Consider the following 25986-nt stretch of genomic DNA (forward strand, 5'->3'; position numbering starts at 1 on the left):
GAATTTATCGCCTCTGCCTTTTAGATTTACCGAATTTTTTATTGGACCCTTGTTTTGGCTGGTTCGTGCTTCGCCAGCACCATATCCGCACCTTCGATAGACTCAATTTCCAGAAGTTTGTAGAGTTTTTCGATGGCGCTGTGCAACGCTTCTTCTGAAGCTGCGACCAGATTGAACCTGCCGAACATCTGCGCATACGAGCCGTTCGCCACAATCACATCTCCCACTTCGTGGTTTAGGCAGTAGGAAACGACTTCTTCCATGCGATCGATTTTGTCCATCCCGCTGACTTTCGCAATGATCCCATTATCGAGGAGAATCGGCAGGTTGCACGATGGCTTGGGCATATATCCATAATCGAATGCCGGAACATCGTATTTTCCGATATCTTCACCTACCGCGAAATCGAGCATCATTTCCAGTAAATTGATGCCTGTCTGCTTCTCGATAATTTTATAATGCTGCTCACCGCTGAACCGGAAGCCCATCTCGTAAATGTAGAATGCTCCATCTTCGTAAAGCGACTGGATGAACACCAACCCATTCTCAATCCCCAAGCCACTGATCAGGTTTCGGACATTTGGATCCACGTTGTCAATATAATGCTGTTGGTGTTTCGAAGGGAACGTCATCGCTATCGGCAGCGGCGGATGCTCTTTCGACTGCTTGTGGACATATCGGTCAGTGGTGCCATTCAACACAATCTCGCCATTGCGGACGGCGTAGAATATCTGGACTCCGTAAGAATTATCGATGAACGGCTCAACAATTACTTTTCCCGATTTCGAAAAGCCAAGCGCGTTCTCAAATCCGGCCTTCACTTCTGCTGAATTGTGGCATACGGTAATCCCTTTGCTGGCATAGCTGTCCACAGGTTTCGCAATGACAGGGAACTTCATGTTTTGCACCACTTCATCATCCAGCGTTCTATCTGCGGTGTATTCCGGGATGACCGGAACCTCATAACGCCGGCAGAATTCCTTGAATTTTTTTTTATTCGAGGAGACTTCCAGTTGCTCCTCGGTAGCGTAAAATGGGAGGCCAGTTTCGCGCGCCAATTTTTCCGCATTCCATGTATTAATGTCCTCAAAAGCCGTAAATACTCCGTCTACCTTTTCTTCACGCACGATTTCTGCCATCTTTTGAATGTCGGCAGTACTTTCATCAAAAAACTTAGCTGCATGGACCTTAGCCGGAGAGCCCGCTACATTATCCGCGACAATTGTATAGAATCCCATCGCATTCGCCGTTTTTACAACATCAATCATATGGTGCGTCCCGCCGAGAATCAGAATCTTCTTTTTCCCATCAATCAATTCGAATCCCACCTTCCCTACAGAGCTATGGCATCATCCAACATTACAAACGCATTGCCCATCAATTCAAAAATAACGTTACTTTCCGCACAATATAAACCAGGGTATTTATAACTAGGATATCAAGCTGTTAAAAGCAAGTCAATTAATTATCTGAATTTTTAATATTTATACCCACTTTCTCTTTCTAACTTTTCAGCTACACAAAAAAGCGCCGACTGATTCGAATAACGAATCGGCCGGCACCTAATTAATATTTTAACTCGATTGCACGTTTCCGTTCAGCCAACAAAGCGGCCATGATGCCAGCGACTTCCTCGGCATACTCATCGTTTTTCAAGGCGAACTCCATCGTTGTCCGGATAAACCCGACCATCTCCCCGACATCATAGCGCTTCCCTTCAAAATTATAGGCAAACACCTTTTGATGCTGATTCAAAAGTTGGATAGCGTCTGTCAATTGGATTTCTCCGCCGGCTCCAATTTTATGCTGGCCCAGAAACTGAAAGATTTCCGGCGTCAGGACGTAGCGCCCTAAAATCGCTAAATCAGATGGGGCTGTTCCCGGCATCGGTTTTTCTACAAAGTTCTCGACTTTAAAAAGGCGGCCATCCGCCTTACCTGGATCGATAATGCCGTAGCGGTGGGTTTCGGACATCCCGACTTGCTGGACGCCGATTACGGACGATCCTTTGGCTTCGTACTGCGCCATTAATTGCTTAAGCGCTGGGGTTTCAGATTGGATGATGTCATCCCCCAGTAAAACGCCGAAAGGCTCATTGCCGATAAACTTGCGCGCACACCAAATTGCGTGCCCCAAGCCTTTCGGTTCTTTTTGGCGGATATAATGGATTTCCACTTTGGATGAATCGCGAACTTGTTCCAACAGCTCATATTTTTCGCGTTTCAGCAAATTGTCTTCAAGTTCGAAGTTATTGTCGAAATGGTCTTCAATTGCTCTTTTCCCTTTACCGGTTACGATAATAATGTCTTCGATCCCCGATTCGATCGCTTCTTCGACTATATATTGGATTGTCGGCTTATTCAATATTGGCAGCATTTCTTTTGGCATCGCTTTAGTAGCAGGTAGAAATCTGGTACCCAGTCCCGCTGCGGGAATAATTGCTTTCGTAACTTTCTTTTTCACTTCGGAACCTCCTCTGATGGTATCGAATTTGCTTAGTATACATATTTCACTTGTGGATACTCCGCAAAACCGCTAGGCTTGCCGTGGACGAGCGCTGAGCCGCTTCGCTCCTGTCCCTGTCCCTGTCACTGCAACGCTTCGCTAGCTTCGAGACATGAAGGTGCGTTGCAACGCTTCGCTAGCTTCGAGACTTGAAGGTGCGTTGCATCGCTGCGCTAGCTTCGAGACATGAAAAAGAGTTGCCTAGCTTCGGGACTTGAAAAACCGTTGCAGGTCTCAGCTTTCTCGTCGCTTCACTGCCCCTTTGCAACGAAGCGCATAGCTCCACAAGAGCAGTAAAGTTTTCTCCGCAGTTTTGCTACGTATCTACAGAAGTGCTTTTTGACATTTTTTATAGTTTTAAATCCATTCTACCAAGACGCTTAATAAGATGTGTCTTCTGCAGCGTCACGCTTGAAGCTTATCACGATAATAACAAGGACAAATGCCAACAGTATGCCCAAACTGTCGATGAAGGCATCAAAAAGCCGTCCGTCCCGCTCAAAATACAATTGCAGGATTTCTGTAAATACCGCAAACACCACGGCAATGGCTACCGCCGGCAAGTGCTTTTTCAGCCAGTTGAACAGCAGCACATACAATAACGCAAAAGACAGGAAATGACCTGTTTTTTGTATTAAGTAGAAGCTATCTGTAAAATCTATGTCGTTGATGATCAGGAGATCCATCAGATCAGGAGACGCATTGAAACTGAATCCGACGATCCGGTCAAATAGAAAAGCGTGTGCATCATTATTGCAGGTTGCAACGATAATGGCCGCAGCCCACAGAAATGCGAGAAACGGTTTCATCCCCATTGGCCAACTCCCTTCATTTCAACTACAGATTCTATGCTTTTATACCTTCTTTTAAACCTTTTTCAATAAGCGATGTGAAAATATTATGTTCTTCATTAGACTTATTGTCTACAAAAAAATCTGATAAGTCAAATAACTATCATTCTCTACCCTAAATCACCCATCTGTATTATCCTTAGTGCAAGAGAATTTATTTATATATGCCAATAAAACAGGAAAGGGTTGTTTCCGATGATCCGAATCCGCAACACGCCAAATTTTGCCGGCGTCCATATTTCGGGCGACTATTCCGATTTTGATGAGTTGAACGAGGCTGTTCACCGTATTATACGCAGCCGGGAAGAAGACGATGGTTACGGTCAGCCGCGTCGCCGGATTCTCGGACTGTTCAGTGAGCTGCAGCAGGCACAGCTCGGCAACCGGGGCATCGAGGCTGTGCCGAACGTCTTTAGCGAGGAGGAGGATCTTGGGATACCGGTGGAATACACAGGCAATAATGTGTATTTGAGATTTGAAGCGCTATGGCCTGAGGTTCTTTTTGCAGCATTTGCCTTCAACGATTTCATCAGCCATTATACGGACGGCGAAAGGGCCCATAGCTGGGACCCATCGGTAACGGCTGTCCGCAAATTTCAAAGCGCTTTAGCAAGCTGCTTGGAGGAAACACTTAGCCCTAACCGTTACCGCCAGCTCCGGAAATACATCGATCCCCATGGCCTGTTCGCAAAAACGAAATACCAAAATTACTTGGTGCAGTACATCGACCGATTGAATATCCATTTTCTCCGGCTGCCGCCTGCAAGGCGCAAAGAAAACATCAGCATCATGGCAAAACGCATTTGCGAACTCGATTCGCTGTATTTTGCCTTCCGTTCCGATTTCATCGATTTGGCAGAAGGCCTGCAAGTCCACGTTTCCGAGCTGCGATATAAAGAGGGTTATCCTGAGGACTTTGAATGGTAATGGAATAATCGCATCTGAAAAACCGTTGATCCAAAGCTGGATCAACGGTTTTAATTTGCATTTGCTCCATTCAATTTTTCCTTTAAGCCTTCTTTGTCCAGAAATTCAATTTCTCCGATTTTTCCCTCTTCCGGAACAATCGCTTTTCCTTCGAATTTGTACTGGCTCCTTTCGCTGCTTTCATCTTGAAACGCTACTTGAAAACTGAAATTGTATAATGTGGATTCGTTTTCACTGGCATTGATTTTTATATCCGAAGCGCTGAGTTTATAGGGTCCCTCATAGATGCTATACATAAAAGCAGGGTTTATATTCAGGAAGTTGGCGTAGCCGTTTTCAGTAAAATAAGATGCGTACGTCTTTTCCATATAATCAGCGTAAGCTTTATAGACAGGCGTTTTCTTATAAACAGCGGATTCTTCTTGATTCGCGACGGCATCAAGACTTTCCATCGCTGCGTATCTCAATTTCTTGTATTCTTCATCAGGAGCATTGAATTCTTTTTCGATGACCGACTGGATTGCTTTTTTATTTTTTTCATCCACCGGTTCCACCTCCGAAACTCCAGTTTTTTCTGCGGTTCCTTTTTGTGAACATCCGGCTATTACTAGGCAAGAAAAGAGTAAAAGCACAACCCAAAAAGCTTTTCCCTGTATTGATTGCCTGTGAATTTCTGTTGATTTCATTTTCATTCTCCCTTAAATATAATGCTGAAGTACTTAAACCATAAAAGCATTCTACGATTCAAACCTTTAAAATATTCCTTTTTACCACACATCCAATATCCTATCAAAATAAAAATACCAGAAAAACAGCTTCTCCAACTCGCATCAACAGATTGCAAATCCTGCGAATTGGCGTGCTTTTTTCGGATTAGCGACCCGCTTCCTGGGGTCTCGCCTTTGTGCCAGCCCAGTTTTTCGCCTTTCGCCATTCGGTTAACCCTAAGGCTAAGCTGATTCCAACAAATGCACCAGTGCTGTCGATGAGCACATCACGAAGTTCACCGCTGCGGCCCGGGATAAATAATTGGTGGAATTCGTCCGACATTGCATAAAGTGCGCAGATCACCAAAGCTGCAAGGGCCCCCCGATAGCCGCGTACGCTGCTTTTGAGCAGCGCGCGAAACACCAATACACCTAATACCATATAAACCAAGAAGTGGGCATTCTTTCTGACGAATGTATGCAGAGCATCCGTATCGATTGACGCTTCTGAAGAAATTTGGGAAATCGCATTTAAAATGGTTTCTGTAATCCCGGAACTCATGCCGCTTGAAACAGTTGCAGGCTGATGCGAGAATCCGAAGATGAGGGCCATCCAAAAAAGGACTATGGTCCACGAAAGTGCTTTAGAAGTATTCATAATCATTATTCCTTTTCTAGTTACTATTTTTTTGTTATTTTTCACCAAATATTAGTATAGCACGCCTTAAATGTCCCGAAAAGAGAAAATCCATAAAAAAACAAGTCCGGCATTATGCACCAGGACTTGCGGAAACGAATCTTTTAATAATCATGCACAACTGCCTTGCTGTATTTCACTCGAATCAATTCCATTTGCCCTTCGATGCCTTTAAGCTTGGCCGAAAAACGCTCACAGTCTAAGTCTGCGTTGTTCAGCAGGCTTTTCAACTGCGCTTGTTCAACATATTCCTGGCCAAAGACGATGTCGCCCCCATGCCCCTGCGCTTGGATCCGCGCCGAGATATTGACGGTGCGCCCGAAATAGTCGAGCCTTCCGTTCGAGTTGACTGCAATGGCCGGACCGCTGAACAGCCCGACACGCAGGGTGAAATCCTCTTTGGCGCTGTTGTTGAACTCAGCGATGTCGCGCTGGATTTGGAGCGCAGCTTTCAAACCGTCCGCTGGCAGATGGAATACGGCCATGACCGCGTCGCCAATCGTCTTGACAATGCAGCCGGAATTTTTGGAAATGCGCTGCGACAAAAAGTCGAAATGGTTCCGTACCTGCCCGTATGCGCTGGAATCTCCGACTGTTTCATACAGCGATGTCGAGCCGACAAGATCGGTGAACAAGATTGTCACGTGCCCGATGCCGATGTTTTGCCCAGGCGACAGGACTTCCGATGAAAACAAGTCGCGGAACTCCTGCAGTGCTGTCACTTTCGCAGCCGTTACCGTATCTTTTTTCCACGCAGTTTCTTCCAATGCGACGACAATGTCATTAACGCTGTCGTTGCGCATCCGGATAGCTGTGCTGTATGCCACTGCGGCAGCCGACCATTTAGCGCCATCGTAGGATATTTCCCCAGCGTCTCCCGCAAGCGAGATATCCGCTATGGCATTGGCTTGCAGCACGCGCAAGCGCAAATGGCTTTCTATGGAAGGAACTGCAATTTCTGCCGCCTCGCCGCGCTTCAGCACTTTCTGGACTTTAACGTGCGGCGTGATCATCGGCGCGCCGACGCAAAATACTTCCGCGTACGCTTTGCGGATCGATGGATGAACAGAGAAATGCAGTTCGACAAACTGATCGAAGTTCGCATCGTAGACGACGCCGCATAAATCGCAGTGGAAGTCCGGCTGCAATTGCTCGAGCGAACCCATCTGCTCTTTCGATACCCGGCAATTCGGGCATATTAAATTCCAGCTGAGGTCTAGCATGCCAGCTTTTGCGGCATACAACAGGACCCGGAGCACCTTGTCCGGATCTTCGTTCCATTGCTGTGCCACGGCGTGTGTTTCGATATGGGCGACGTCATGGTCGCCTTGCTCTTCCAAATAGCGCCGCAGCAAGCCGACAAGTTCGCCGTCCACCGGGTATTTCCGAAGAATGCCTTCCAGCCGCTCCAATTCCTGCGTGTTGACTTTGTGGTCCAGCGATTTCTGCGGCGCCTGGAACACTTCTTTCGCGCCAGATAATAGGAAATCATCCATATAACCAATGGTCTTTTTCACAGACGGCGCAGCAATCAGCGCAATTGCAGCAATGCCGAGTATGTTGCGCGGAACGAATTTCCCCGTCACCCGGATAAGTGTGTGTTCCGGATTGCCCGAAGCACTGTCCAGAAATTCGATGCCGAATGAATAATTTTTCATCGGACCATCCAAGTAGCGCCGTTCGACCTGGTAGCTTTCATGCTCCCGCCATTCGAACGGGTATTCCTGCCAACGGATCGGCACGACGCCAAACGCTTTCGCTTTGGCGTTACGGAAGAAAATGCCTTGCTCTTCTTGCGTCACACCGCTGAAGACAACGGGAAACAGACCGATATAGCGGTTCATGCGGTTATTGTCTGCGAGCAGACCCCACGCGGTTTCCTTCGAGACTGGGTATTCTTTTTCTGCGGTATAAGTTCTTGCTTTTAATTCCATGTTGGTTGCTCCTATGAGATGGCGATGGCGATCGCCAGCACGATAATGTGGAAAATCTGGTCCGCCATGATCAGCAGCCATGGCTGTTCATTGTCCTTGACGGTCTGGACATGCTTGACCCAGAACTCCACAAAGGTCCTGCGGTCCAACACGATATGGCTGAAAAAAATTAGCGCCATCGCCAGCATCGATAAGCCGCCCGCTGCGGCTCCCATGGAGCCGACAATGATCGTATAAACCGTGACGTGCACCAAGAGCGGCAGCCAACGCGTCGCCTTATGCTGCGCCATCCAGCTCGTCTGCAGCAGAAAATCGCCGATTAAATGGCCTATCAATAAATATTCGAATTTCGTCATAATCCATAACCCCTTGTAATGTCACCAAATCCCTTCCCAACTTGGTAATCGCTTTCTTCCAAGACTTCTATAAAAGCATCCACCAACGCTGCATCGAATAACGTATCTCTGCAGCGAATCAATTCCGCTGCCGCTTCCCGCAACGGTAAGCCTTTGCTGTACGAGCGAGCTGTCGTCATCGCATCGAATGCATCCGCGATGCCGACAATGCGTGCGAACAACGGGATGTCGTCGCCTTTTAAAGCATCCGGATAGCCGGAACCATCGAGCCGCTCGTGATGGGAACGCGCCGTTGCAATCGCTTTGGCCATCGCTGCTTTCGGTTCCATATTGGACAGGATGCCCGCTCCGATAACCGTGTGGAGCTTAATATCCTCGTACTCCTTCTGCGTAAGCTTTGAAGGTTTCCTCAGAACATCGTCAGCGATGCCGATTTTTCCGATATCGTGGAGCAATGCCGCTTTGTAAAGTTCTTCGCATTCATGGGCATCCATGCCGGTGCGCTGTGCAATCGCCATTGAATACCGGGCCACACGCTCTGAATGCCCTGCCGTGTAAGGATCGCGCGCATCCAGAATTTTCGCCAGCGTGCGTATCATACTCAGCAGCATGCGCGACACTTCGTCGAACATCTGGCTGTTATGCAGCGCGAGCGCAGACTGGCTGGCGAGAGCGAGCGCAATGCGCATATCCTGCGTGGAAAACAGCCCGCCGCCTGTTTTGTTCAACAGCTGCAGCGCGCCGAGCACATTGCCTTTCGCTGCAAGCGGCACCGTGATCATCGACTTCGTGACAAAACCACTTGTCGAATCGACACGGTTTGCCCATTTAGGATGCACCGCAGCGTCGTTGATCAATTGCTCAACGCCGCTCTCGACGACTTGTCCGACAATCCCTTCGCCCTTTGCCATCTCGAAATCGAGAATCTTCGAAGCCGATTCGCCGTGTGCAGCCACTGCCGTAATCACTTCACGGCCGGTATTGAACACCCATAATGTGCCCGCTTCTGCGCCTAGTACATTAACCATCTGCAACAGAATGTCTTGAAACACATCTTCAATCTCTATATTGGAATTCAATTGCTTAAAGGCCTCTAAGAGGCTCATCAGCTCTTGAATCCGTTGTTCCAATTCCATTGTTTCTTGCATGTGATGCCTCCAATGGCGTATTTTGCGATTAAAAAGTCATGGGTATCATGTCCTTACCACTATTGTAACATGATTATTATAAATTTATTTATGTAAAATATTGTAAAATTATTCATTGCAAGTCTGCTAATAAAGTTCCCTTCAAGCCTTGAAAATGGTGCCTATAATACAGGCTCGAGTACGATGTGTTAAATTCGCGGATTTTCAGCTGCTGGTGATTGTCGATATTGAACGGTGCCGTCAAGATGCTGTCGAAGCTCTCTGCTCAATTGTGGAAAAACAGCTCCATTTCCTAGAAGCGCCCTTGCGCCAGGCTCTGCCTTTCCTGTAAATTGCGCATATTCTGCAAGGTGTTCTGAGCGACCACTTTATCGCCTCCGTCCAACTTTTCTATTAGCCGCCCAAGTTCTTGCGTGGGTGAAGCCGCATCCGTTTGCAGGTTCCTGATCGCCTCTTTTGTAGCCATATGAGTCTTCTGTCTAATCATAATTATGCTCACACCCTGTTTATTGCATTATAGGCTTTAAATCTTATATCGGCTGATGCTCCCTAAACGTTAATACCCATAAAGAAAAACCATCAACTTTTTTTGGCTATACTGCCCGTTTCAACAAAAAAAATCCCCCGGGCAATTCGGGGGATTTTTATCTGAATTGGCTGTTGCGTACAAATCAACTCTTTTTCAAAAAGCTATTATATATCCAACCGCTTTTCGTGCCATATTTGACCATGTACCAGGAGCCGCTCTTTTTCACATATGTGACGGTCTTGCCTTTTGGCACGACCATAACCACGCTGTTATTCAACGACGCTCCGCTGCGCATATTAACAGCGGAAGTTGTCGTATATTTCGTCGCAACGACCGTTGTTGAAGCCGTAGCGACTTTTACTATTTTTGCCGTACCTTTATTGTTTGCAGCGTCTACGGCATATACCGCAATCGAAGTGCCCGCTTTTTGCTTGGCAATTTTAATGGAATACGCGCCGCTTATCGCAACCGCTTCTCCCAGCTTTACTTTGCCGGCATAAGCATAAACTTTTGCATTGGATTCCGCCTTGCCGGTGATTGCGAGCGAAGTGGATTTCACGGCATTGACTGTTGGAATCGCCGGTGCTGTTTTGTCCGCAACTTTCACTGTGGCACTTGCGCTTTTATTTTTCGCAGCATCGACTGCGTAAATGGATATCGTCGCTCCAGGTTTTTGCTTGGCGATAGGAATCGTAAACGCGCCAGCTGTGGCAACCGCTTCGCCAATTTTCTGAGTTCCAATATATGCGAATACTTTTGCGTTCGCTTCTGCTTTACCGGTAATGCTGGTTGAAACGGATGACACCGGATTGACGGTCGGTACGCTTGGCGCGAGTCCGTCTTTGACAATCACTTCTTTGTTCTTGCTGACAGTCCCTGCTTCATTTGTGCTGAAAACGAGCAATTTGGTGCCGATGGGCTGTTTGGGAATCGTGACTTTAAATCGGCCTTCGCTGTCCGCCAACCCTTGAGCCAGGATGGCGCTGCCAGATTTGACTGTTACGGTTGCAAGGGCTGCAGTGGTTCCTTTAACAGCCGTGGAGTATTGAAACACGCCAGAGACATAAGGCACCGGAAGAAAATCAATCATCAACGCTTTTCGGGCATTGACGCGGCCGTGGCCATAAAACGGATCTTTTCCAGTTACGCCGAGGTCATCAGCTGTGGCATATAGCCGGTTTTCAATTTCAATATTACTCAATGCCGGTTCGCTGCCTTTGATGAGCGCCGCGACGCCTGTAACCATTGGCGCAGCCATGGACGTGCCGTTCATGACGCCGTAAGTGCTTTTCGGCAAGGTGGAGTAAATATTACTTCCCGGTGCGGCAATATCAATAAATTTGCCGTAATTCGAGAAATTAGAAACTTTATCCAAAGATGTTGTCGACCCGACTGAAATGACGTTTGCATAGGAAGCCGGATAATAAGGATTTTCGACTCTTTCATTTCCGGCTGCCGCTATAAGCACGATGCCTTTTTTATGGGCATCTTGAATCGCGGTATTTAATGCGTTGCTGTACGCATAGCCGCCCAGACTCATATTGATGATATCTGCACCTTGATCCACCGCGTGGTAGATGCCTTGGATGATTTCAGACGTATAAGCAAACTCTCCGCTGAACACGTTGATCGGCATGATTTTTGTATCCGGGGCAATTCCGGAGCCGCCGATGTTATTGTTCATCGAACTTCCGATAATGCCCGCCACATGCGTGCCGTGAACACCGACACGGATGGTGCTGTTTTCTTTAACTGTATCAAACGGCTTGATGATTTGGTTTTTCAATTCCGGATGGGTCACGTCGATGCCGTCATCGATGACGGCGATGACGACATCGCCCGAACCGCGAGTTTTGTCCCAAGCCAACGCTGTTTCCACTTTTTGATGATGGTATTGCGATGTACTGACATGCGGATCATTCGGACTATAATTCAGCTGCACCAAATAATCGGGTTCTGCATGCTGAATATCGGCATGTTTTTCCAATTCTTCGATAAACGCATCGACTGTTTGGTCTTCCGGAACTTCCACCGAAACCAGCTGGCCATTGCCTTGCGGGTCACTGGAAACCGTATCGGAATTCTTCAGATTGATGCTGGCGTCTTCTTTTAAAGTAATAATGACTTGATCTGTTTTTTCTTGCGCGGTTGCGGATAAATTATCATCGTTTGCAAACGCCATTTTTTCAGTAACGGAAAAGAGCATCAAAACGGATAACGCCGACAGTATTTTCTTCACTAAGCATTCTCCTTCCAGCCCTTGAATTTCATTCGTAAATTTTTTCTTTTTTTTACCTCTTTGACTCAGTTTATATCAAATTCCCATCAAGCTCTAGTGCAAAAGTGAACTTTTGTCTACTTTCTGATGAATATGCATAAAATTTATAGCGAAGATTTTAAAAAACGCCTACGCCTCAGCACTTTTCTTCAAAGTAGTGAATCGTAGGTATTTAGTATTTGCTGAAATTTCATAGTTTGCCTTAACTATTTATCCATACAGTCAGCTGTTCAAAATATTCGTCAATATTTTCTTTATCGACTTTCATGTAATAAGTTCCTTCGCCTTCACCGGTTTCCATCGCGCGAATCATACCATCCCCGACTTCAGGGTAGTAATGGAATAAATCCATCCAGTTTTCATCTTTTTGCGTCCATTCACTTGGAATCAGAAAAGCCGTATAACTGCCAAAGACTTCGATGATTTCCCTTACGGATCGTTCATACGCGTTAAAAAAATTCGGATTTTTCAAATAGACTTTCAGGCGGGCTTCGTGCGCAACTTCCGAAAAAACGACAAAATTCGCAGTTGGATTGTCTCGCTTGATATTTTGTAATTCCTGTTTAAAGGAATCCATGTAATTCAACTCAGTTTTATAATCTGATTTATCGTACCGCTCTTTAAAAGCAATCTTTGCTTTTTCTAGCTTTGCATTTCCGTAGGTTGTTATGACTTGGTTGTCGCGCGTGTATGCGCGCTGCAACGGGTAATGATTGATTTTTGAAGTCTCGTAATTCTTAAGTGATTTTTCCAGTGTATCTTTTGAAAACAATGATGTATAATCCAAGATCCGGTCTTCCGCTTGCTCAATATAGCTTTCCGGCATATCACGCGCAACATCACTGTTAGCATTATACGCATTGAACGGTGCTTCCATATAAATGTTTTTCAGCTCTCCGCCATTCTTTTCTTTAGCGTAAGCGATATAGTCCCTATACTCTTTAACATGAAGCGAACTCAAGCCGTAGTTGAATACCTCATCTTCTTGGAAAGCATCTGTATTCATATATGTAACACGGCTTGTACCAATCAAAAGTGATTCGAATTCCGTTGACTCGTTTGCCAGCAAATTGGTTTTTTGAAGACGCTCTTCAAAACCGTTCTGGTAATCATTATTGGCATGAGCATGCTGGAAGTTCCAGTACGGATCAATATAAAAATTGAAGCCCATCAAGCCGAATACCGGTATAAATACAACTCCCATGCTAATTATAAACATTTGAAACCATTTCTTATAACTCAATTGCAGGCACTCCTAAAAGTTAAAGTATAAAAATTCACTATTCTTATGCAATACATACGTAACAAACATGACTGAGATGATGCATGCATTGGCCAACATCAAAGTTGAAACTTTCGGCTGAAAATCCTCCAGCAGCTGGATGGAATTCGGCAGAAGAAACGCCGCTGCCAAAAACAGCAGGATAAACGGAATTACAAACGCTGGATCTGCCAACAAAGGCAAAGTGAAAATCTCTAAAGTCGCCCAGCTCTCAGCAAACGCTAATGGCTCTGAAAGGTTTTGTTGAATGTTATTGTCTAACGTAAACATTTTTTCGATCAATGCATTTGCCTGCCCTACACTTTCCGCTCTGAAGTAAATCCAAGCGAAATTGACAAAGAAAAAGGTCAAGAGCCAGGACACTAGGTATGGCAGCTTGATTTTTGTTTTACCCCATAATCGGACAATGATGGAAGCTAGCCCATGGAGCATCCCCCAGATGATGAACGTCCAGCCTGCGCCGTGCCAAATGCCGCTCACGAGAAAAATAATACCGATATTGATATAAGTCCGAACTGCACCTTTTTTGCTGCCGCCAAGCGGAAAATACAAATAATGCGTTAAAAAACGATTTAATGTCATGTGCCAACGTTTCCAGAAATCCTGAATGTTTCGGGCTTTATATGGAGAAAAGAAATTCACCGGCAATTGGAAGTTGAATAATAACGCTAAGCCGATGGCCATGTCGCAGTATCCGCTAAAGTCAAAATACAATTGCAGTGTATAAGATAACGAGGTAATCCACGCTTCCACAAATGTCAGTGTTTCGACTTGCGCAAATCCATCATTTGCCCAGATTGCGAAAGTGTCCGCAATCCCCACCTTTTTAGAGAGGCCTATACAGAAGATGAAGATACCTTGCACAATGTGATGACCTTGAATGCGATACTTCGATTTGTCCTGGAACTGTGGAATAAGTTCATAATGCTGGACAATCGGGCCCGCGATCAATTGCGGGAAAAAGGTGACAAACAAGGCGTAAGTCATGAAAGAATACTGCTTCGTTTCCCCGCGATATGTATCAATCAGGTATGCAATTTGTTGGAATGTAAAAAAACTGATTGCCAATGGCAGCAAAAAATTCTTTAATGGAAGATTTGCATCAAACACCCAATTCACGTTTTCCGCGAAAAAGTCATAGTACTTGAAATACCCCAACAACAAGACGTTTCCAATGATTCCAAGCGACAATAATGTTTTGCGCTCTTCTATTTCATCTTTTCGGTTCATTAACATTCCGAAGATAAAATTGAACAACATGGAACCGACAATCAACCCCAAATAAATTGGATTCCAGAAACCGTAAAACAGCAATGACGAAGCAAATAATGCGAATAACGCCACTTTATGCAGCCTTAATTTATGTAAGCCGAAATAAAGAAAGAACACAATCGGCAAGAAAAACAAAAGAAATTCAATGGAATTGAAAAGCACTTGAGTCACCTATATTCTACAAAATTTAACAACCTTCATATTATATTCATAAATTTCCCATTCGTCAATGAGTCCTTTTTTTATGCTAAAAGTCGACTATCCATGATTTTTTAATTCTACAAAAAGAAAAAACTGCCGAGAATTTCTCGACAGTCTGGCCTTTCCAATTTACAGTTTATATGCGCCTTCGAATGTGCAGATGTTTTTCGTATCCAACACGAGCTTGTCTTGAATCGTTGGCATATTTTCTTTGATGTGGTCATGCCCCACCATCACGACAAGCACCTCAATGTCATTCATGAATTCATCGAAGCCCATGTATTGGTTATCGACCATCTGTTCTTTGACAAACGGGTCAAACACTTTTACGCCGAACGCCAAATGTTCATCCAAAATCTCCAATAATTGCAGCGTCGGGCTTTCACGCGTGTCGTCAACGTTTTCTTTATACGCCAAGCCGTAAAGGCCGACTTTCGAAAGGTCGCTGATGTTGTTTTCTTTCATGATGTCACGGATGCGCCCCAAAACGTGCGTCGGCATCGAGTCGTTGATTTTGCGGGCAGCTAAGATCAAGTTCGTCAAATCCGGATAGTCTCCCACTAGGAACCATGGATCGACCGAGATGCAATGTCCGCCGACGCCTGGCCCTGGCTGCAGGATGTTGACGCGCGGGTGCTTATTGGCGATTTTGATAATTTCGTACACATCGATATTATCCGTGCGGCAAATTTTCGCCAGCTCGTTCGCGAATGCGATATTGACATCGCGGTACGTATTTTCAATAACTTTCGACATTTCCGCTGAACGGATATCCGTCAAGACGATTTCCGACTGGCAGAAACTTTCGTAAATCGCTTTTGCTTTTTCAGCGATTTCCGGGCTGTCTGCACCAATCGTACGGGAATTATGTTCAAGTTCATAAATCATATTCCCAGGAATGATGCGTTCAGGAGCATGCAGCAAATGCACGTCTTCCCCGATGGTAAAGCCTCTTTGTTCAATGATCGGGCGGATGTGGCGGTCGATCGTCCCTGGTGAAATCGTCGACTCAACAATAATCGATGCTCCTTTGTCGCATACATCAAGCACATTATTGACGGCTGAAATAACGTATTTCGGATCAAGTTTTTTGTTTTCTTCTATATAAGGAGTCGGTACAGCCAAAATGTACGTATCGGCTTTTTGGTATTCCGTGCTGAAAGTCACACCGTTTGCCAATGCCGCTTGGAACAGTTCTTCCAATCCTTCTTCTTGGAACGTCAATTTGCCTTGGTTCAATGAATCCACCAATTTTTGGTTCAAATCTGTTCCTACTACTTGAACTCCACTTTTTGCCAGCATCAATGCTGTTGGCAGGCCAATATAGCCAAGCCCGATCACGTTTACTAATGACATGTGTTTTCTCTCCTTCTACTGCTATATGGGTCTCTAATGAGACAGATTGATAAAATGTTGAAGCTGAAAGTCCAAATTGTTGCCTGATTTTCGCTTTGCATAGACCGATTATTCGACTGTAATGCTGTTTTTGATTTTTTGCAAGCCTCACATATTATAGCATAGTTTGTATAAGCGATGATAAGCCTGATTTTTATGTCAACTTCCCCTTCTAAAACAGCAGTTGACAATATTTTAATCATTCATATAGAATTACTGCAGTGTTTTAAATTATAACTGAATTTCACCGAAAAACTATGAAACAAGAGAGAAGGTAAAAGCTGTGAAACGCTTTTTGTTTTTTGATTGGCTGCGGGTCCTGGCAACGATTGCTGTAGTGACCATCCATATTTCCGCCATGTTTATCACTGCCAATTATTTCGACGGCAAGTCTTCTTGGCTCGCTGCAAATTTCTTTGAATCCTTCACCCGCTGGAGTGTCCCTATTTTTGTGATGATCAGCGGCGCCTTGATTTTGAGCGACCAGCGCGAGTATACCTACAAATCTTTCTTGGTAAAACGGATCAGCAAGATTTTCATTCCCCTTCTTGGTTGGAGCATCCTGTATTACTTGTTTTACTTTATCCAAGGCAGAGTTGAATTGAATCCGATACAATTTGTTTCAAGGTTCTTGAATAACGGCATTTCTGTCCATTTCTGGTTTATTTACATGCTGCTCGGCCTAACGCTTGTCAGTCCGTTGATCAAGCTGATGCTGAAGAATGCCACACAAAAGGATTTGACTTATTTTCTCGCTCTGTGGTTTTATGCATCTGTCATTTCGCGCGTACTCGAAAATATGTTCAGCATCACTTTTAACATGGAGCTGTTTTTCGTCACTGATTACGTCGGATATTACATTCTGGGCTATTATTTACTGACGTACGAACTTCCGCTGTGGTTGCGCAAGTTTCTGTACTTCGGTCTCGTCGCCGGATTGCTGTCGACTTTCGCCGCTACGTATTTCTTGACCGTCAGAGCGGACGGAGCGTTCCAGTCATTCTGGTACGGCTACCATTCACCAAATGTTGTGCTAGTGAGCATCGGATTATTCGTATTGTTCAAGCACAGTAAAATTTTCAACGGCCAAAAGCTTCCTGCTGTTCCAAACCTGTTAAACACCGCCAGCTTCGGTATTTACCTGGTGCATATGATGGTCCTCAAATTCTTCGCGGATTTTCTTCCGCAATTTTGGCTGACTAATTCCCATGCAGCCATCGCCATCCCTTACCGGGTCCTGGTAACAGTGGTGATCAGTACTGTAATTGTCTTGATCATGAAGAAAATACCGGTAATAAAAAATTTAACCCCTTAAAAATTACGCAAAAAAGACTTCGCGCCGCTTCCTATTCGGAAACGGCGCGAAGTCTTTTCTTATGTTTTACACCAGCTATTTCGTTTGTTTCTTAACACTCACCAATTCAAAAACCACCCGGCCTTTTTCATCAACGGATTTTATCGTTGAGAACCCTGGTGCCATATAATATTTAAAACCGGTTTTCGTGGTCACTTCGGTGGCATTGGTAAATGTTTTATAACGCGTTTTCACTGTTTTATTGACAGCGGTGATCGTATTGACATTCGTTTCATCACCCATGCCGGTCGTGAATTTTTTGCCCACTTTGACAGGATACGCGAGGGCCAGATCGTATTCAGAATACGGATAAGCGAAAGCGAATAAATGATAATCCTCAAATTCCATGTAATTATAGACTTCCCCATCGGCTTTCACTGTCCACATAAAGCCGAATTTCAAGCCGTCTCGGTCAGGCACATCCTTGAAACGGTGGACTTCTGTCGAGCCGTTTGACCGCACATACGTATAAACCTTTGTTTTGTCTTTTTGGTATGAATGCTTGATCACGGCATCATTTTTGAATTTCGGCTCCATGGCCCGCGCCATGAAAGCTGCAAATTCTCCGCGCGTCATCTTCGTTTTCGGGCGGAATGTGCCGTCTTTATAGCCTGTCGTTATATTGGCTGCGAGCGCTTTTGCAACCCCTTCAGCCAATGCAGTATTTGGCTGAACATCTTTGAACTTTGTATTAAACGTGAACGGCAGTTCGAACGCACGCGAAATGATCAGCGATGCTTCCCCACGGTTGACAGTTCCTTCCGGTCTGAACGTACCGTCTTTATATCCCTTCAAATAACCTGCTTTCGCGACTCCCGCGATGAAGCCGCTCGCATAATATTTTTTCTTTACATCCTTGAATGGCGTGTCTTTTTTCCGGCCATCCAGGCCTTTCATCCGCCCGATCATCACCGCCGCTTCTGCCCGGGTAATGAGCGCGTTCGGACGGATTTTCCCGCCGCTCCCTTCTTTCATGATGCCTTCTTTTATCAAATACTGAATTTCATCATAATACTGGTGTTTTTTTGACAGGTCTGGAGCAGCCTGAACGCTTGAGACCACCAGAAATAATGCCAAGACAATTGCGATAGGAGCCAATAATTTTTTCACTTTGTCACCCCTCTGATCATAAGTCTTTCTTGTCTCCATTTTACCCCATTCGCAACTGTCAAAGCTACATAAATGTCTAATTATTCAGATTATTTTAAAGTTTATTTCCTGAATACCATAAGAAAGGAGGTGCCCCAAACGTAATTTGGGGCACCTCCTTTGCGACGAAGCTAGCCCAGCGATGCAGAGACAGGGACAGGAGCAATAGAATTCCCTCTGCGCTACGTTAGAAAAAAGGGCTGTCCAATAAGTCTGTTATTCAACTTATTGGACAGCCCAAATGATTACACAAACCTATCTCAAATTTCTAAGTTCGTTTTAAGGAATCCATATTCTTTTGTTTTATTCATTCGAAATCGAATTGAATTTGCCTTTTCGATTTTGAAAATATGCATATACTTTCATTATGAGTTTAGAAATCACATACATTGCTGTCGCGATTCCAATAAACAAGATGAACATAAGTGGCTGGTTGTATCGCGGGAATGCAAAATAAATCGAGTTGAGGCCCGTATTGTAGACAATGATGCTGATAAGCAGGACATACTCTTTCCAGCGATGCCGCATGAACAATAACGCGAACAAAGACAAAAGTGCCCAATCGACAATATGCTGGTGAATGTTATTGATCACCGACTTGGAAAAACCGTAGATTTCTATCCAATAAAACTGCTTCTCCCATTGGATCTTCGGTTTTAATTTCAAATAGGTTCTTAAAAATGATTCTCTGTCGTCAGCCCACCAGATGCTTATCCGTTCTTTAGCAAGTTCATCTTGTGCAAGCAAACGATAGTATGCATTCTGGTCTTTGTATTGTTCCTTAATCTTTTCGAACTCTTCTTGATAAGGCTCTCCGTAATTTATGCCCGCCCCTTGATAAGTTCCCAAAAGCAAGGGGTTTCCCCCTCCCCCAGTCAGCGGGATGAAATCTCCGAAATGCACATAATTTCTTGCCCACCATGGACCAAGTATGAGTAACAGCATGATCGCTGCCACAGCAAACTGCTTGAGCCCAATTTTTATCGGATACTTTTTCAAGATAAAGTAAAGCAGGAGCAGAACTGGATAAAGCGCGAACGTAGCTTTGAACATAATAACGGCTAAATAAGACAACATCAAAATAAAGAAGTATTTCCAGTTGCTTGGTTCATTTGCAAGCTTAATCGAATAATAGACAAGCAGAAACAGCGCAAACATGAAAGGCGCCTCTGTGATGAACAGATTATCCGTCAGGATTTGCGGAATGAAAACAGCGAGCATCGCAGCTGATAACAAGCCGATGAATTTATTGCCGATAATCTTCCCGATCTTATAGACCATGAATAGATTGATCGTACCAAAAATAATAAAAATTAATTTTCCTATTAAAATGCCGAAGCTTCCTTTGCCGAACAAAAGAAAAATAAATGCCAGCAGAAACGTCTGTCCTGGCATAATGTGGACAGTTGGCATGTCCGTTTGGTGATACGTCAGCATACCCGTTTCGAGCAATGTCAAAGCACTGTTCACATAACCCATATCATCGCTGTCGAGTGATAAATCACTTCCGTATTTGACAATCACGCCAAGGCGCAATAAAAACCCAACGACTAAAATAAGCGCTAGCCAATAATTTGATTTGATCAGTTCGAAAAGTTTTTTATTCATTGATAGAGTTCACATACTTTCCAAGTCATGATTAAGCAGCCGAAGAAAAACCGATAAAAGAAACACCGATCATAATCAATAACACCCCGATGATTTTCATGGGGGACAGGGGTTCATTGAAAATATAAAATGCGCCAAATACCGCAAAGACATAAGCCAGGCTTTGCAAAGGATAGGCAACGCTCAAAGGAACGCGCGTCAAGATGAAGAGCCACAGGACCGTCGCAAAACCGTACATTGTCAGTCCTGTTAATATGTATGGGGAAAACATCAATTTGATGATTTCCCCTATTGAAGAAAAACTGCTTTCCTTGTTGACCATGCCAAATTTCCATAAAAACTGGCCTGAAACGAGGATCAGTGTATTCAGCAAAATGAGTATATAGTTAACCAACATGCTAATTCTCCCCTTTTTTTATCTCTTCCTGAATCTCATCTAAATATTTCATCGTGTAGGAGAGCTGCTGTGCAATTTGTTTGATCTGCGTCTGTTGCTTGGTAATGGTTGTCGTTTGAAACACGAGCATGGTAAGAATAATTAAAAATGCAAGTACGAAAATGAGTGACGGCATGTATTCAATCCCCAACCACTGCGCGACTGTGTCCATTACAGGCAAAAATAAGGCAATCATTAACCCGCTAAAAGACAAGATCAACCAAAGAAGCGCTTGCTGATCCTGCAGTTTGTTTTTGGATGTATAAAAAAGCACTTGAGCCAGAAACAGAATGGCCACTATGATAGAAATTCCCTGAACCATAAATAACCTCCTAAAACACTGACCGTACCAGTGAAATATACGTCACTTTGAACATATAATAAATTGATTTTTTCGGCGTAATCGATGACTTGCCGCCTTGGCGCTGGTTCATTTCAACTTTGATTTCTTTTATTTTAAAATTCCTTCTAGCCAAATTCACCAGCACTTCCACTTCTGGATAATCAGTTGGGTAATACTTCGTGAACGATTCGATGACTTTCCGATTGACGATGCGGTAACCCGATGTCGGATCGGTAATTTTCATTCCGGTTAAAAGGTAGATGAATTGATAAAAATAATAAATCCCAATCCTCCGCGTCAAACTGCCTCTGTATGCACTTTTCTCTACGAACCGCGAGCCGATGACCATGTCATAATCCGTCTCCCTGATTTCTTCAATCAAACTCAGCAAATCATCAGGATTATGCTGGCCATCTGCATCAAGTTGGATTGCGTAGTCATAGCCGTGGTCGAGCGCATATTGATAACCTGTTTGCATGGCTCCGCCAATCCCCAGATTAATAGGCAAATCCATGTGATTAAATCTATTTTCATCAAGCAATACACGGGTTTTGTCCGTAGAGCCATCATTGACGACGATATAATCTACGAGTGTAGCAGCTTTGATATTTTTCACAGTTTGTACAATCGAGTCTTCTTCATTATAGGCAGGAATTATGACAATTACTTTTACAGACAACTTTAAACCTCCCTACTAGCAATAGATAATGTAAATACCATGAACTTATTCATAATACATAAAATTTACTTCAATTACCATCAAATCTTGCCTTAATATGTTAAATTCATGTGATTTAAATCTGTATTTCTATTCCTTTTTTTACATTTTTTCATTTAAATGCGCAGAATATACGAATCTCGATTTTCCAAAAACAAAAAGCTTTCATATTCCGCTTTTGAACTTTGCAATCATGGAGAACAGCTTCTCGGCTAGTGCCGGATAAAACCGGAATAGTGCCTGTTATCTTCTGGCTAGTGCAAGATGAGCCTCAGACAATGCCGGATAACTTGAGAACCTTCTTTCCAAACCCTCAGATGGATTGCATTTCGCAGAGGCGAAATGCAAAGTGCACGAAAAAAAGCCTCAAGCAGCCAGCAGCTGCTTGAGGCTTTTCTATTTCCTCTCTTGAACTTGGATCGTGGAGAGATGCTTTTCTATTAGTCCGGAATAAGTTCGGAACTGGGCCTGTTACCTGCAAAACATCGCTTGTTAAGAGAAAATCTTTTTCCCCAAAATTAAAAAAAGCTCGCATCTGCGAGCTTTTGAACTTCCATGTAAAATTCTATCTCTTTAAGAAGTCTATAGACGAATGGGACGAAAAGTGACAATAATCACGAAATTCTATTTAAATATACGAGATTAAATACCCAATTAGTAATTATCAGATAACACAAAAAAGGGCCATACCTCCCAGTTGTCACACAAACGTAACAGTACTGCAAAGAAAATGACATTGTTAAATCATATGTACTTCCATATAGTTTACAAAGAGAGATAAAAAATTATTAAATACTGGAAATAATTACAGAGATAGGGGAATTATAATGAGAAAAACTGTGGTAACAATCATATCAGCTAGTGCTTTATTATTATCGACTCTACCAAATAATACCCATTCGGAGCAATTGCTAAACATTGCTGCTCCAAATTTATTATTGAGCGAAACCGCTTATGCTTTTGAAAACTCTCAAAGGGATTTAGTCATTGATTTAAATGGAGCTTCACAAAAAGTTTCAGAAGTCGCTTATTCTTATGCTACTGCTAAATCTGGTTCGTATACGTTAAAATACAACACCAATGTCCGTTCAGATGCAGGCACAAAAAATAGAATCCTGACTGTCGGTAAAAAAGGCGCTGCGGCTACCGCAACCCATCAGAAAAAAGTCGGCAGCCAAGTCTGGTATAAAGTGAAAGCCAGCGGCAAACATGGCTGGGTCTTAAGCACATTGCTTTTGCCTAAAGCCTCTGCGGCTTCAGCAACAACTGCCGTTTCTGGATCGTATAAATTAAAATACAATTCAAACGTTCGGGCAAATGCTGGCACAAACTACAAGATTGTTACTTATGGAAAAAAAGGCGCCACGGTCAAAGCAACCGCTTCTAAAAAAGTCGGCAGTGCTATATGGTACAAAGTTACAGCCAACGGCAAAATCGGCTGGATCCTCGGTACTTTATTGACGAAAACAAGTGTTGCGGCTAAAGCACCCGCTAAAGCGGCAGTGGCAACAGCAGCTGCTTCAGGTACATACAAAACAAAATACAACTCCAACGTCCGCGCAAATGCAGGCACGAATTACAAAATCGTTACATTGGCCAAAAAAGGCGCTACTGTTAAAGTAGCTGCTTCTAAAAAGGTTGGCAGCGTCACGTGGTTCAAAGTGACAGCCAACGGCAAAATCGGGTGGATTTCAAGCGCATTGCTGACGAAAACAACCGTTGCGGCTAAAGCACCCGCCAAAGCGGCAGTGGCAACAGCAGCTGCTTCAGGTGTTTACAAAACAACTTACAATTCCAACGTCCGCGCAAATGCAGGCACGAATTACAAAATCGTTACGTTGGCCAAAAAAGGAACTACCGTCAAAGTGTCTGCTTCTAAAAAGGTCGGCAGCGTCACGTGGTTCAAAGTGACAGCCAATGGCAAAGTCGGATGGGTTTCAGGCGCATTACTGACAAAAACAACTGCGGCAGTGGCGAAAGCATCAAATGGCGTCTCCTCTACTGCTTCCTCTTCAGAGATCACATCAACTGCATTATCCCTTAAAGGCGTGCCTTACCGTTTCGGTGGCACAACACCTGCTGGCTTTGACTGCAGTGGATTTATCCAATACGTTTTCAAGCAAAACGGCAAATCCGTCTCGCGTACAACATTGACGCAATTTGCGGAAACGACAACGGTCTCTTCTCCGAAGCCTGGAGATTTGGTATTTTTCGCTAACACTTACCGCCCTGGCATTTCCCATGTCGGCATTTATATCGGCAACAACCAGTTCGTCCATTCTGGCGGAGCGAAAGCAGAAGTCAAAAGCTTGAATGACGTTTATTGGGGACCAAAATTCCATAGCTTCAAACGTTTTTAATCAGCGCCAGCAAAAGTCGAAAAAATACTTCAAGCCCATCACAAACCGGAACGGCCATTTTTAAGGCCATTTCCGGTTTTTTTGTTTGTCGGCATTTACAATCCTCGTACAATGCCGACACCTTTTCTTCACAATGCGCCGCTACACTGGAGGAAGAATTATAAACGAAGAGGAGGAATTACATATGGCAAAGATGAAAAAATTGCTTCCTGCAGCGGCGATCGGTGTGCTGTCGCTGAGTTTATTCCATTCACCACCCTCGGTACATGCCGCGGCGGAATCAGTGGATGGCATCAAGCTTTATGAAAAAAGCAATAAGGGCTTGGAAGTCAACTTGCTCGGCCGCTATACGAGCGGCGCAGAAATTGATGAAGGCGGAACGGAAATAGTGGCTTATGACGCGAAATCATTCCGTGCTTTCTCCGTGAACGGTGCAGCGAGCGCAATCGACATCATCGACTTGTCCGGATTGAAAAAAGATTCAACTGCGGACATTCCTCTATTAAAACGCATCCCTCTCAGTGAATTCGGCGTCGAAGCATCTGACTTGACCAGTGTCGCGATTCATCCGGACGGCGGCTATATCGCCGTTTCGGCGCCGGCAGCCGACAAAACCAATGCCGGCTCTGTCGTCTTCATGTCAACAGACGGCGAACCGCTCAGCCATGTCCGCGTCGGAGCGCTGCCGGATATGCTGGCGTTCACGCCGGATGGCAGTAAATTGCTGGTTGCGAACGAAGGCGAGCCAAGCGAAGATTACAGCGTCAACCCGGAAGGTTCTGTCAGCGTCATCGACGTCACGTCGCCAATCCGTTCGATCAGCGACAGTGATGTGTCAACCGCTGCGTTCACGGATGATATCATCGATGAAGACGTCCGCAAAGTGCATCCGGACAGCACATACGCCCAAGACCTGGAACCCGAATTCATCACCGTTGACGGAGATGGCGAACACGCGTATGTCGCTTTGCAGGAAAACAACGCCATCGCCAAACTCGACTTGGAAAGCGATCAATTTGTTTCCGTGCAAAGCCTCGGCTTGAAAGATTATTCCGTTCCTGCCAACAAACTTGACGCTTCGAACAAAGACGACGCGATCGATATCCGCAACTGGCCGGTGCTGTCGATGTTCCAACCGGACGGCATTGCGGCGTTTGAATCCCGCGGCGAAACCTACATCCTTTCAGCAAATGAAGGCGACGTCCAGGATCGGGAAGGCTTTTCTGAAGAAACCCGCGTGGCGGACTTGGCGGGAGAATATGAACTCGACGCCAGTTTGTATAAAGGCTCCAACCAAAAGCAGCTCGACCGCCTTGTGAAAAACGGATTATTTGAGGAAAGCCAATTAGGTCGACTGACGACATCCGTTTCCCAACCGAAAAATGAAAAGGGTAAGTATGAAGCAATCTACGGTTTCGGCGGCCGTTCGTTCTCGGTCTGGCATTCGGATTCAATGGAACTCGCTTATGACAGCGGCGATGATTTCGAACAAATCGCGGCTGATGTCTATCCCGATTCTTTCAATGCTACGAACACAGAAGACAAATTTGACAACCGCAGCGATGACAAAGGCCCTGAACCAGAAAGCGTCATTACAGGCGAAGTAGATGGCACCCCTTACGCCTTTATCGGCCTGGAGCGCCAAGGCGGTATCATGGCCTACGATTTATCGAAGCCTACCAAGCCTAAATTCAGCACCTATTTCTCTAGCCGCGTATTCAACGGCGGCGACGTTACCCAAGAAAGCGGCGATGTCGCCCCTGAAGGAATGACGTTCATCCCGGCAGAAGAAAGCCCGACTGGCCAAGAACTGCTGTTGGCTGCACATGAAGTGTCTGGCACGATAGCCGCTTATTCTTTGGAAGATGGCCATAAATACGGAAAGCCGCAAAAAAATAGACGGTAACAAACCAACAAACCCGCCTGCAGCTCCTCT

22 protein-coding genes are annotated in these 25986 nt (G+C 44.7%); 4 read left to right on the top strand and 18 right to left on the bottom strand.

Annotation, left to right across the window (positions count from 1 at the left end; all coding sequences use genetic code 11):
* Positions 1 to 38: 38 nt before the first annotated feature.
* The 3 genes from AC4EHB_RS06645 to AC4EHB_RS06655 form a co-directional block, all read right to left on the bottom strand.
* Complete coding sequence (locus tag AC4EHB_RS06645) at positions 39 to 1316, bottom strand: ATP-grasp domain-containing protein (RefSeq protein ID WP_490980990.1); 1278 nt, start codon at positions 1314 to 1316, stop codon at positions 39 to 41.
* Positions 1317 to 1566: 250 nt separating this feature from the next.
* Positions 1567 to 2463: a UTP--glucose-1-phosphate uridylyltransferase GalU gene (gene galU / locus AC4EHB_RS06650; protein ID WP_490974783.1), complete on the bottom strand. Its 897-nt coding sequence runs from the start codon at positions 2461 to 2463 to the stop codon at positions 1567 to 1569.
* 422 nt (positions 2464 to 2885) lie between these two features.
* The gene (locus AC4EHB_RS06655; protein ID WP_490974784.1) at positions 2886 to 3320 is read right to left on the bottom strand and encodes a VanZ family protein; all 435 of its coding nucleotides are present in this window, start codon (positions 3318 to 3320) and stop codon (positions 2886 to 2888) included.
* Positions 3321 to 3551: 231 nt separating this feature from the next.
* On the opposite strand from AC4EHB_RS06655, the gene AC4EHB_RS06660 reads away from it, so the two are divergent.
* Positions 3552 to 4283, top strand: a complete 732-nt coding sequence (locus tag AC4EHB_RS06660; RefSeq protein ID WP_490980991.1) for a DUF6904 family protein — start codon at positions 3552 to 3554, stop codon at positions 4281 to 4283.
* A gap of 50 nt (positions 4284 to 4333) precedes the next feature.
* Here AC4EHB_RS06660 and AC4EHB_RS06665 read toward each other — a convergent pair whose 3' ends face one another.
* From AC4EHB_RS06665 to AC4EHB_RS06710, 10 genes are all read right to left on the bottom strand, one after another.
* Positions 4334 to 4828, bottom strand: a complete 495-nt coding sequence (locus AC4EHB_RS06665; RefSeq protein ID WP_490980992.1) for a hypothetical protein — start codon at positions 4826 to 4828, stop codon at positions 4334 to 4336.
* A 328-nt stretch (positions 4829 to 5156) separates the two neighbouring features.
* Positions 5157 to 5648 (bottom strand): VanZ family protein, encoded by a 492-nt coding sequence (locus AC4EHB_RS06670; RefSeq protein ID WP_490980993.1) that lies wholly within the window; start codon positions 5646 to 5648, stop codon positions 5157 to 5159.
* Positions 5649 to 5791: 143 nt separating this feature from the next.
* Positions 5792 to 7621 (bottom strand): adenylate/guanylate cyclase domain-containing protein, encoded by a 1830-nt coding sequence (locus tag AC4EHB_RS06675; protein WP_490980994.1) that lies wholly within the window; start codon positions 7619 to 7621, stop codon positions 5792 to 5794.
* 11 nt (positions 7622 to 7632) lie between these two features.
* The gene (locus tag AC4EHB_RS06680) at positions 7633 to 7977 is read right to left on the bottom strand and encodes a DUF3307 domain-containing protein (protein ID WP_490980995.1); all 345 of its coding nucleotides are present in this window, start codon (positions 7975 to 7977) and stop codon (positions 7633 to 7635) included.
* Positions 7974 to 9125 (bottom strand): HD domain-containing phosphohydrolase, encoded by a 1152-nt coding sequence (locus tag AC4EHB_RS06685; RefSeq protein ID WP_490974790.1) that lies wholly within the window; start codon positions 9123 to 9125, stop codon positions 7974 to 7976. Before AC4EHB_RS06685 ends, AC4EHB_RS06680 begins: the two co-directional genes overlap by 4 nt.
* A 292-nt stretch (positions 9126 to 9417) precedes the next feature.
* Positions 9418 to 9591, bottom strand: a complete 174-nt coding sequence (locus AC4EHB_RS06690; RefSeq protein ID WP_490980996.1) for a hypothetical protein — start codon at positions 9589 to 9591, stop codon at positions 9418 to 9420.
* A gap of 205 nt (positions 9592 to 9796) precedes the next feature.
* Positions 9797 to 11893 carry a S8 family serine peptidase gene (locus AC4EHB_RS06695; protein ID WP_490980997.1) on the bottom strand — a complete coding sequence of 699 codons (2097 nt, stop codon included), beginning with the start codon at positions 11891 to 11893 and terminating at the stop codon, positions 9797 to 9799.
* A 241-nt stretch (positions 11894 to 12134) separates the two neighbouring features.
* Entirely contained in the window at positions 12135 to 13175 is a 1041-nt protein-coding gene (locus AC4EHB_RS06700) for a hypothetical protein (protein ID WP_490974793.1), read from the bottom strand.
* A 12-nt stretch (positions 13176 to 13187) separates the two neighbouring features.
* Positions 13188 to 14648 carry an MBOAT family O-acyltransferase gene (locus AC4EHB_RS06705; protein ID WP_490981497.1) on the bottom strand — a complete coding sequence of 487 codons (1461 nt, stop codon included), beginning with the start codon at positions 14646 to 14648 and terminating at the stop codon, positions 13188 to 13190.
* 168 nt (positions 14649 to 14816) lie between these two features.
* Positions 14817 to 16043, bottom strand: coding sequence for a nucleotide sugar dehydrogenase (locus AC4EHB_RS06710; protein WP_490974794.1), 1227 nt, complete (start codon positions 16041 to 16043; stop codon positions 14817 to 14819).
* A 322-nt stretch (positions 16044 to 16365) separates the two neighbouring features.
* Between AC4EHB_RS06710 and AC4EHB_RS06715 the strand changes: the two genes are divergently transcribed.
* Positions 16366 to 17397, top strand: a complete 1032-nt coding sequence (locus tag AC4EHB_RS06715) for an acyltransferase (RefSeq protein WP_490980998.1) — start codon at positions 16366 to 16368, stop codon at positions 17395 to 17397.
* A 75-nt stretch (positions 17398 to 17472) separates the two neighbouring features.
* Here AC4EHB_RS06715 and AC4EHB_RS06720 read toward each other — a convergent pair whose 3' ends face one another.
* The 5 genes from AC4EHB_RS06720 to AC4EHB_RS06740 all read right to left on the bottom strand — a co-directional run bounded on the left by AC4EHB_RS06720 (position 17473) and on the right by AC4EHB_RS06740 (position 21651).
* Positions 17473 to 18546, bottom strand: a complete 1074-nt coding sequence (locus AC4EHB_RS06720) for an S-layer homology domain-containing protein (protein ID WP_490980999.1) — start codon at positions 18544 to 18546, stop codon at positions 17473 to 17475.
* Positions 18547 to 18888: 342 nt separating this feature from the next.
* Positions 18889 to 20193, bottom strand: coding sequence for a glycosyltransferase family 39 protein (locus AC4EHB_RS06725; RefSeq protein WP_490981000.1), 1305 nt, complete (start codon positions 20191 to 20193; stop codon positions 18889 to 18891).
* 31 nt (positions 20194 to 20224) lie between these two features.
* On the bottom strand, positions 20225 to 20590 hold the full coding sequence (locus tag AC4EHB_RS06730) for an EamA family transporter (RefSeq protein WP_490974798.1): 366 nt from the start codon (positions 20588 to 20590) through the stop codon (positions 20225 to 20227).
* A 1-nt stretch (position 20591) separates the two neighbouring features.
* Positions 20592 to 20951 (bottom strand): DUF2304 domain-containing protein, encoded by a 360-nt coding sequence (locus AC4EHB_RS06735; RefSeq protein WP_490974799.1) that lies wholly within the window; start codon positions 20949 to 20951, stop codon positions 20592 to 20594.
* 10 nt (positions 20952 to 20961) lie between these two features.
* Positions 20962 to 21651 carry a glycosyltransferase family 2 protein gene (locus tag AC4EHB_RS06740; protein WP_490974800.1) on the bottom strand — a complete coding sequence of 230 codons (690 nt, stop codon included), beginning with the start codon at positions 21649 to 21651 and terminating at the stop codon, positions 20962 to 20964.
* Positions 21652 to 22517: 866 nt separating this feature from the next.
* Here AC4EHB_RS06740 and AC4EHB_RS06745 point away from each other — a divergent pair.
* Positions 22518 to 24050 (top strand): C40 family peptidase, encoded by a 1533-nt coding sequence (locus AC4EHB_RS06745; RefSeq protein WP_490981001.1) that lies wholly within the window; start codon positions 22518 to 22520, stop codon positions 24048 to 24050.
* 184 nt (positions 24051 to 24234) lie between these two features.
* A complete protein-coding gene (locus AC4EHB_RS06750; RefSeq protein ID WP_490981002.1) occupies positions 24235 to 25956 on the top strand; it encodes a choice-of-anchor I family protein in 1722 nt (573 codons plus the stop codon).
* Positions 25957 to 25986: the final 30 nt, after the last annotated feature.

The organism is Planococcus sp. TJ-302 (assembly GCF_058268455.1).

Bases quoted from the DNA above. Each gene is read 5' to 3' on its own strand.
- AC4EHB_RS06655 (WP_490974784.1), bottom strand. From the start codon at position 3,320: ATGGGGATGAAACCGTTTCTCGCATTTCTGTGGGCTGCGGCCATTATC.
- AC4EHB_RS06660 (WP_490980991.1), top strand. From the start codon at position 3,552: ATGATCCGAATCCGCAACACGCCAAATTTTGCCGGCGTCCATATTTCG.
- AC4EHB_RS06670 (WP_490980993.1), bottom strand. From the start codon at position 5,648: ATGAATACTTCTAAAGCACTTTCGTGGACCATAGTCCTTTTTTGGATG.
- AC4EHB_RS06675 (WP_490980994.1), bottom strand. From the start codon at position 7,621: ATGGAATTAAAAGCAAGAACTTATACCGCAGAAAAAGAATACCCAGTC.
- AC4EHB_RS06680 (WP_490980995.1), bottom strand. From the start codon at position 7,977: ATGACGAAATTCGAATATTTATTGATAGGCCATTTAATCGGCGATTTT.
- AC4EHB_RS06685 (WP_490974790.1), bottom strand. From the start codon at position 9,125: ATGCAAGAAACAATGGAATTGGAACAACGGATTCAAGAGCTGATGAGC.
- AC4EHB_RS06690 (WP_490980996.1), bottom strand. From the start codon at position 9,591: ATGGCTACAAAAGAGGCGATCAGGAACCTGCAAACGGATGCGGCTTCA.
- AC4EHB_RS06710 (WP_490974794.1), bottom strand. From the start codon at position 16,043: ATGTCATTAGTAAACGTGATCGGGCTTGGCTATATTGGCCTGCCAACA.
- AC4EHB_RS06725 (WP_490981000.1), bottom strand. From the start codon at position 20,193: ATGAATAAAAAACTTTTCGAACTGATCAAATCAAATTATTGGCTAGCG.
- AC4EHB_RS06730 (WP_490974798.1), bottom strand. From the start codon at position 20,590: ATGTTGGTTAACTATATACTCATTTTGCTGAATACACTGATCCTCGTT.
- AC4EHB_RS06735 (WP_490974799.1), bottom strand. From the start codon at position 20,951: ATGGTTCAGGGAATTTCTATCATAGTGGCCATTCTGTTTCTGGCTCAA.
- AC4EHB_RS06745 (WP_490981001.1), top strand. From the start codon at position 22,518: ATGAGAAAAACTGTGGTAACAATCATATCAGCTAGTGCTTTATTATTA.
- AC4EHB_RS06750 (WP_490981002.1), top strand. From the start codon at position 24,235: ATGGCAAAGATGAAAAAATTGCTTCCTGCAGCGGCGATCGGTGTGCTG.